The 7,872-nt window shown below is 52.9% G+C and carries 5 protein-coding genes; all 5 read right to left on the bottom strand.

Annotated elements, in window-relative coordinates; genetic code table 11:
- A partial coding sequence (locus tag D6783_02775) for a hypothetical protein (protein ID RME53185.1) occupies nucleotides 1–498 on the bottom strand: 498 nt, incomplete at its 3' end.
- Between the two features lie 10 nt (nucleotides 499–508).
- Entirely contained in the window at nucleotides 509–1,102 is a 594-nt protein-coding gene (locus tag D6783_02770) for a hypothetical protein (GenBank protein RME53184.1), read from the bottom strand.
- A gap of 53 nt (nucleotides 1,103–1,155) precedes the next feature.
- A complete protein-coding gene (locus tag D6783_02765; GenBank protein ID RME53183.1) occupies nucleotides 1,156–2,214 on the bottom strand; it encodes a hypothetical protein in 1,059 nt (352 codons plus the stop codon).
- A gap of 111 nt (nucleotides 2,215–2,325) precedes the next feature.
- A complete protein-coding gene (locus D6783_02760) occupies nucleotides 2,326–2,925 on the bottom strand; it encodes a hypothetical protein (protein ID RME53182.1) in 600 nt (199 codons plus the stop codon).
- On the bottom strand, nucleotides 2,922–7,853 hold the full coding sequence (locus D6783_02755; GenBank protein RME53181.1) for a hypothetical protein: 4,932 nt from the start codon (nucleotides 7,851–7,853) through the stop codon (nucleotides 2,922–2,924). Before D6783_02755 ends, D6783_02760 begins: the two co-directional genes overlap by 4 nt.
- Nucleotides 7,854–7,872 lie beyond the last annotated feature (19 nt).

The raw sequence follows: 7,872 nt of genomic DNA, 5'->3' as shown, positions 1-7,872 counted from the left end.
TTCGCCAACTCTCCACGCTTCCGACGTTCCTGTGCAGTTGCCGTATGCGTGGTGGATGGGCGTTTTTGAGATGTTAAAGAGGTAGGGTTCTCCCCATGACGCGAGCGTTTTGGTGAGAATGGTTCGGGTGACGTCGTTGACATACGCGCACGCGTTTTTTCCTTGGCACATTGTTGGTTTGTGAAGGATGCAGTCCTTGATGTAATTGTCCATCCGGGCACCGCAGGGCGTGTCGAGGGTGTAGATGGCTTCGACGAATCTCGTTGCGTACTCGTCGTGTTGGATTTTGCTTTTGGGAGTGGGTTGGTGCTTGCCGAGGGTGAAGGAGAGGAGGAAAAAGAAGATGATCACGACGAGAACGACGATGATGAGCAGGCCGATTATTTCCATCTGTGCCCGTCTTTTTTTTGATGGGAAGAGCGTGGTCGTTCGCGTAGACGAAGAGAGGGCTGCTTGGTTTTTGTTGGTGGTGGTTTGTTGTTTTTTTGGAGACGCCATTTTTTGCGGTTCACGTGTGGTGCGTGACGGTGAGGACGCCGAACGCTTTTTTGTTGGTGATGGGGTCTTCTACTTTGATGGGGATGCGAATCGGTATGCTTCTGGTGGTGTGGCGTGGCTTTCGGTCGTAGAGGGTTATGTTTTCTTCGTTGGGGTAGATGGTTGCTAGCGACACGGTCGCGTCTCCGAAGAGGGAGTTGTAGTAAAAAAACGCGGGCGACTTGACGCTTCGTTCTCCTTCTTTTTTGATGAGCTTCGAGAGCGCTTTTGCTTTGTAGAGGTTGATACAAGCGGGATCGGTCACTCCTCCATATTTTGAGCATTGGAGTTCCGGAAGGTTTGTTACGAGGGAGAAGAGGGTTATGGCGTCGACATCGGCTTTTTTTCTGCTTTCTTCGTTGATGGTTTCCCTTCCCATCCTTGCAAAGAAGAGGATGCCGAGAATGACGATGAACATAACAATGACTATAACAATGACTGACTCGAAGCTTTGCAGTTGGGCCGTGGTTTGCCTCGTGGCGGCCCGGGCCGTTTTTTTTGTGCGTGGTTGCTGCGTGCTTCGAAGCGTTTCTGGTTGAGTGTTCCTGTGTTGCTTGTTTCTCATCTTCTGTGTCTTGATAATTGCGAATGATTGTGCTTTGCGGGGGTTGTGGCGTGTTAGTAAATGTAGGGGCAGCCGAGGAGTTCGGTGACGTCTTTGTGTGCTCGTTTGAGCAGGGTGGTTTGGTCTTTGAGTATGTTGAGGTTTTCCTTGGTGAGTTTGGCGTTGTCGCGAATGGAGAGCAGGTTTTGAAGGATGTTGTTGTATTTTGTGCTGCAGTGAGAGCCCCTTGTAGCGAGGGCGGAGGAGATTGCTGTTGTTTCGTCGTAGTATAGTTGTGCTTGCGTGGCCAGTCTTGAGAGGGTTTTTTGTGCTTGGCATTGGTATGCGCGGGCATCTGATGAGAGGACGGCTCCTAGCAAGAGCGGCGTGGTGTACGCGTAGCTCGTTCCTGTTTCGTGCCATGCCCCGTTCTGGAAGGCGTAGTAGGTGAGTTGGGAAACGCCTTGGAGGGGTTGGGGGTACGAGTCGGGCGTTGGCGTAATGATGAGCGCGGTTATGTTTGTTCGGGTGGAAGGCGTGGCCGGTGTTGGGAGGTCTTCTTTTTGAAATGGCCTGCTTTCCGTGTTGGCTGCGACGATGCGATGGTAGGGGAGGGAGGGGTAGGAGATGTCGTTTTGGTCGTCGTAGAGCCAGATGCGTGTTTGGTTGGGTAGCGCTCTTGCGAGCGTGGTTGCTATTCCTTCCGGGTCGGTGAGGAAGTGGTAACCGTGCTCTTCATCGACGAGGTAGATGGGCGTGTCCGCGAGAAACCCTGTTTTGAGGGGTTTGGCAGCGGCTGGAAATCGTGTTCCTGAGAGGCGGCGTGGTGAGAAGAGCGTGACCGTTCTGAGGTCTGCGCGTGCTCCTCCGAGGCGGAGGGTGGTTTGTGGCGGCGTTGCTGAGCACGTGATGGTGAAGGTGGTGTGGGGAAATGAGAGTGTTGTTCCGATGTCTCCGGTGTTTCGAAGGTCTTTCAGTCTGGCTTGGAGTGTGGTGATGATTTGATGCTCTTCTGCCGAGCTACTCCCTGTGATTGCCTTGTAGGTGAGTGTGATGAAGAAGAAGAGGAAAGCAAATCCTGCGATGAGGACAAAGATCCAGGTAAATTGGAGGTGCATTTGGGCGCGTTTCATCGTGGTGAGGGATTGTTTTCTTTTCTACCTTCCGGGGGCTGTTTCCGACCGATTTTTTTCGGCGTGTCACGCCCTGCCAATTTCTGCGTTGGTGTTGACTGGAGCGTTTGTTTATTGTTTTGGTGTAACGAGAGCGTGCCCTTGTTTCCCTGTTACGCTGAAGGTGAACGTTCCTGCAGTTGCGTTGAGACAAAGCGGGAAGGTTGGATTGTTGAGGCGCAGCGCTGGGAGGTATAGTTGGCGTGGTTCGTAGTCCTTGTCGGTGAGGTAGTAGAGGGAGGTTTTTGTGCCGCGGCGAACTTCTTCTTGGATGAGGGTGTTGCCGGGGAAGGTGAATGCCTGGTTGCCTAGCGCTCGAGGGTCGATGAGGCAGATGGCTTGGACGGAGCAGGGGGCGCTGAGTTCTTCTTCTGCGTACGAGCCGTATGCTCTGCCGTTTTCAATGATTCTGGCAAGGTCGTGGTCGAAGTCTTTTTTTTGGACGTCACAGCCTGTTTTGAGGAGGTTCATTATTGTTGTCGCGCCGAGAATGATGATTGCGATAATGACGAGAAGCGCTGAGAGGTAGATGAAGACTTGTTGGAGTTGGCCTTTACGCAGTCGTGAGCGCTGTGGTGATTGCTTGAGTGTTTTGAAATGTTGGTGTTTGCGAGGGCGTGATGGCGAGTCCCGTGTTTGCTTGCAAAGCCGGCGCGGTTGCTGCGTGTTCATTTTCGTTCTTGTTCAATGAGCTTTTCGAGTTGCTCGAATGCATCGTCGTTGGTAGGTTTTTGTTTGACTTTTTGTGTTTCTTTTGGTTCTTCTATGGATTTCTTTTCTTTTTTTGCAGGCTTTTGTTTTGCTTGTTTGGTTTTTTGGGTCTTTGTGGGGGGAAGGGTTTGTGTTCGGCTTTGCTGTGATTTTTTGGTTGTGTCTCCTTTTTGGACTGGCGTGATGGGTATTTCTTTTTTTGATGTTTCAGGGGGTTTTTCGAAGGTTTCAAAGAGGGATTGTCTCTTGATGTTCTTTTGGAGTCGTCGTTGGCGGGCGATCTTCTCTTCCAGACGCCTTCTTGCCGCCTCAGCGAGGGGGTCTTTCCCAGGAATGAATACTCTTTGGTCTTGTTCTCCTCGTGAGTCTTCGTTGCTCGATATCGTTGTGGTGGTGGAGTGGGGCAGGTAGATACGCGCGTAGGTGAGGTAGCCTGAGCTTCCGATAATGGTGGTCGCGCCGAGAATGATGAGCATGAGTGCGAGAAGGTTGCTCTTGGGGTAGCTGTCGCTTCTGAGAGGGTCGGTGTTTTTCTTGACTTCTTCCCCGTCAGTATAGGTGTCTCCGTCCGTGTCCGGGTCCCACGGGTCCGTGCCGAGCTTGTATTCTTGGAGGTTGGTGAGGTCGTCTTTGTCAGGGTCTTCTTGTGCGTCTGCGGGGTTGTGCTTGTCGAGGGCGTTGTTGTCTTCCCATTCGTCTGGCATGCCGTCATTGTCGCTGTCTGCCTGGGCGTTTGTTGAGCAGTAGCTGTATTCGTCGCAGTATTTTGTGGAGCAGTCGTCGTGGGTTTTGCACTTGAAGTTTTCGGGGCAGGGTTGGCAGGAAGGACCGCCACAATCAACATCCGTCTCCTCACCGTTTTGGACGCTGTCTTGACAGGAAGGGGCTTGGCAGGCATTGTTTTCGCAGACGGTGCTGGTACAGTCTGCTGGGGCGTCGCATGCGCTGCCGGGTTGGCAGGGTTGGCAGGAAGGACCGCCACAATCAACATCCGTCTCCTCACCGTCTTTGAAGTTGTTATGACAGGAGGGGGGTTGGCAGAGGAATGTTTGGGGGTTGCAGCTTGCTGAGAGGCAGTCGCTTGGTTGTTGGCAGGTGCTTCCGTCTTCGCAGGGGATGCAGGATCCTCCGCAGTCAATGTCTGTTTCGTCGCCGTCTTGGATGTTGTTCGTGCAGGTTGAAGGGGTTGAGTTTTCATCCTTGATGGTGAATGTTTTGGTAATTGTTGCGGTGTTGTTGTTCTTGTCGGCAATAGCGACACAGATTTTTTTCGTCGAGGTTAGGTGGATGACTTGCGATGTCGGGTTTGTTGTGTTCGGCGTGCAGGTGGCGCTTGGCGCGACTGCTGCATAGGTGTATGTGTCTTCGCATCCGCTTCCTTCATCTTCACAGAGGATGACAACGTAGCCGCCGTCTTTTGTTTGATTGAAAGAGAGGCGCAGGGTTGGTTTTATGAAATCGCACCGGGGCTCGTTGTCGTTGAGGACTTCAGAATATGCGGTTTCGTCTTGGCCGGAGTTGCCGGCGAGATCAATGGCGTGGACGGTCCACTTGTAGAGTTCGCCGGGTTCCGTGTCTGTGTGGACGGTGACGTCATTCTTGGTGGTTTTGGTCCATGGCGTGATGATCTCGCTTGCTTTTGTGAGTGTGTAGTTGAAGGCGCCTACGCTATTGTCGTCTTCGGCGGTGAAGGTTGCGCTCACCCTGTTAGGTTTGCAGGAGGGGTGGGCGGTGAGGTCTGGCTTGGTGGGGGGTGTTCTGTCTATGGTGAAGCTGAACGTCTTCGTCGCTTCTCCTGCGAGGGTTCTGCACCAGGTTTCGACCGTGTGCTTTCCTTCTTCCATGCCTGTGAGGGTGGTGGTGAAGACGCGTCCGTCTTCTGAGAGGAGGGGGGTTGGCTTTTCTTCCCCGTCTATTTTTGTGATGGTGCACGTTCCGTCCCCGGAGAGTTCGACGGTGAAGGGTATTCCTTGCTTGTTGGTGTAATCGCCCGGTGCTAGTTTGGTAATGGTAACGTCGCGGGTGAAGGCCACGGTTACTGTGATGGGGGCTGTGGCTGAGAGTCCTGCAAGGTTGGTGCAGACGATATTGTAGTCAAACGTGCGTGGCGTGAAGGGGTCTCCTGCAAAGGTGGCAGGGTCGTAGGTGATAGTTTCTTCGTGCGTGGTTTGGTATGCGTCTGTTAGGTCGTCGGTTGGCGTTGCTGAGTCTTTGAAGGGATATCCGTTGATGGTGCAGGTTGTTCTGTCGTCCGTCGTGACGCTGAGTGTTGTTGAAGGCCTGCCGAGGTCTGTGACGGGGTCCGGGTTGGCTATAACCGTGATGAGTGGTGGCGTGTCATCCCATCCAACGTACACGTCGTCGAAATGGTATTGTCCTTTTTCGTCTTGGCAGGCGAGGTAGAGTTGTCTGCTGGTTTCTTGGGCGTCGATGGAGTGTTCGAGCGTGTAGCTTGGTCCTTGTGTGTTTTCTTTGAAGAAGTACCAGTAGTGGTAGGTGAAGAGTTGTTCGTCAGTGAGTCCTGAAAGGAGGAGGGGGTTGGTGGGTTCATGGTATTTGCAGTTTGCCGGTTCACTGGTGAGGATGCGTACGTCGAAGGGTTTGGTTGGTGAGACGCCGAGGGGCGGTTGGTCGACCCAGATGCGAAATCCGCTATTCGTTGATCCTGTCGTGTCGACTTTGAAGGTGTAGTGTGCGCTTGCGTTGCCTTGTATTGATGCACATTGCACGTTTACTTGGTAGATGCCGTCGCCGAGGTTCATGAGTTCTGTGAAGATGTTGTTGTTGCTTTGCATGAAGGGTTTGGGTTCGTCGTAGGTTGCGTAGGTGAGGGTGCAGTTGGCTGTGACAGAAGTTGCGATTGTAAAGTTGACGGGGAGGGTTTTGACTATGTCTGTTTTCGGGCTGAGTTTTTCTATGGCGAGGTCTTCTGCGAGATCAACAGTCACAGTATATTGGTCGGTGCCTGTCCAGCCTGCGCGGTCCGTGCAGACGATGTCGTAAGTGAATTGTTTCTCACCGAAGGCGTTGCCGGTTTGGGAGTCGTAGAGGTCTTCGAGGCTGTAGGCGATTGTTGTCATGTGCGTGTCTTTGTATGCGGTGATGAGTGAGGGGTTGTAGCCTGGAAAGCCTTTTCCGTTGTAGGTGCAGACGGTCGGGTCGTTCGGTGTGGTAACGGTGAGTGTGGTTGTTCTCTGGAAGGTGTCCACGACGGGGTCGGGGTCTGCTCTCGTTTGGGGTGTTGGCGGGTCAGGGTCGTAGCCGAGGTAGACTGCGTCGTAGTGTTCGGTGCCGTCTTCTTCTTTGCAAGCGAGGTAGACGTCGCCGCTTTTGTTTCTGTCCGTGATGGTGTGGGTTTTTGTGTATGCGCTGAGTCCTTCGTCGAAGGGGGTGAAGTAGTTTTGGAACGTGCCGCCGAATGTTCTCGGGTCTACATCATCGTTGTACCTGCATTGGGCTTCTTTATTTGTTGTAATGATGGCGGTGTAGGGCGTGGTTGGTGAGACGCCGAGAGGCGGCTCTTGCACTTGAATGGTGAACTCTGCTTGGCTTGTATCATTGTTGTAGGGGATGGTTCTGTCAAGGGTGAAGGTGAATGTTTCGCTCGCGCTTCCAATTGACGAGTCGCATTGGACATCGACGGTGTGGGTTCCGTCTTCGAGGTTCATGTATTCGGTGAAGGTCGTGCCTGTTGAGACTTGGAAGGGTTGGAATTCTGTGAGGTCTGCATATTTGAGTTCGCACGTTGCTTGGGTGGGGGTTTGGACAGTAAATTCGACGGGGTTTGGCATGCCGCTCAGGTCTGGAGGGGATATTTTTTGTATGGCGAGTTCTTGGGCAAGGTCAATGATGACGAGTTGGTCCTGTGTCGCGGTGTTGCCTCCGAGGTCGGTGCACGTGATGGTGTAGGTGCGTTCTTTTCTTCCAAAAACGTCGCCGTCTTCATCGAGGAGTTCTTCGTAGGTGTAGTTGATGAGGACTTCGTGATCTTCTTGGTAGTCATCAAATACTTGTGGGTTGTTGTTGGGGAATTGTTTGTCGTTGTAGGTGCAGACGGTCGGGTCGTTCGGTGTCTTGACGCTGAGGCGGGTTTGTGGTTGCGCGGTGTTCGTGACGGGGTTGGGTTCTGCATCCGTTACGAGGAGGGGGGGTTGGAGGTCGTAGCCGAGGTAGATGTCTTCGTAGTGGACGTTGTCTTCTTGGTCTTTGCATGCTATGAAGATTGTTCTGTTGATTGTTTGTCCTGTGAGCGTGTGCGTCGTGGTTATGGCGGTTCCTTCGTTGAAGAATTCGTGAAATCCTGTTTCGAAGACGTGGCCGTCTTTTCGCGGGTCGTAGTTGGTGGAGAACCGGCAGGACGCGGGTTCTGTGGTTTTTATGGTGACATCGTAGGGGGTGGTTGGTGAGACGCCGAGGGGCGGTTGGTCGACCCAGATGCGAAATCCTTCAGGGATGGGCGATTCCACCGTGAACGTGATTGTTTCTAGGCTTGTCGCGTGTTCGTTGCTTGCTTGGACGTAGAACGTGTACGTTCCTGTTGGGAGGTCTTCTGTTACTTGGAAGAGGAACGTCTTGGCCGGGTCGGGCGTTATTTGTTCTACGCTGAATCTTTTTGAGGGGTCGTTGGTTTTTTCAAGCCAGTACGCGTCAATGATGACTTCTTCGTTGAATGTTATTTCAATGGTTGGTCGAGGGTTTTTGACGGGGGAGGGGATGTCTGCAAAGGTGACGGGGACGTTGCTGAAGAGGATGGTGAGGAGGAGTAGTGCTGTAACGAGTCGTGGCAAAGCGTGGCTCGTGCTCGGGAGGGTTTTTGGGAGGCGGTCGGGAGCTTCGCGATGGCGTGCTCGGCCGTCTTTTGTTTCTTCGCGAGTTTTTCGTGTATGCATGGTTGACTGCACTTTTGTT

The sequence above is a fragment of the Candidatus Woesearchaeota archaeon genome, from assembly GCA_003694805.1.
Taxonomy (GTDB): domain Archaea; phylum Nanobdellota; class Nanobdellia; order Woesearchaeales; family J110; genus J110.
The sequence above is the reverse complement of the archived record's forward strand: the minus strand, read 5'-3'. Positions and strand labels throughout refer to the sequence as shown.

Excerpts from the sequence above, each read along its gene's own strand:
- D6783_02765 (RME53183.1), bottom strand. The coding sequence starts at position 2,214 with ATGAAACGCGCCCAAATGCACCTCCAATTTACCTGGATCTTTGTCCTC.
- D6783_02755 (RME53181.1), bottom strand. The coding sequence starts at position 7,853 with ATGCATACACGAAAAACTCGCGAAGAAACAAAAGACGGCCGAGCACGC.
- D6783_02760 (RME53182.1), bottom strand. The coding sequence starts at position 2,925 with ATGAACACGCAGCAACCGCGCCGGCTTTGCAAGCAAACACGGGACTCG.
- D6783_02770 (RME53184.1), bottom strand. The coding sequence starts at position 1,102 with ATGAGAAACAAGCAACACAGGAACACTCAACCAGAAACGCTTCGAAGC.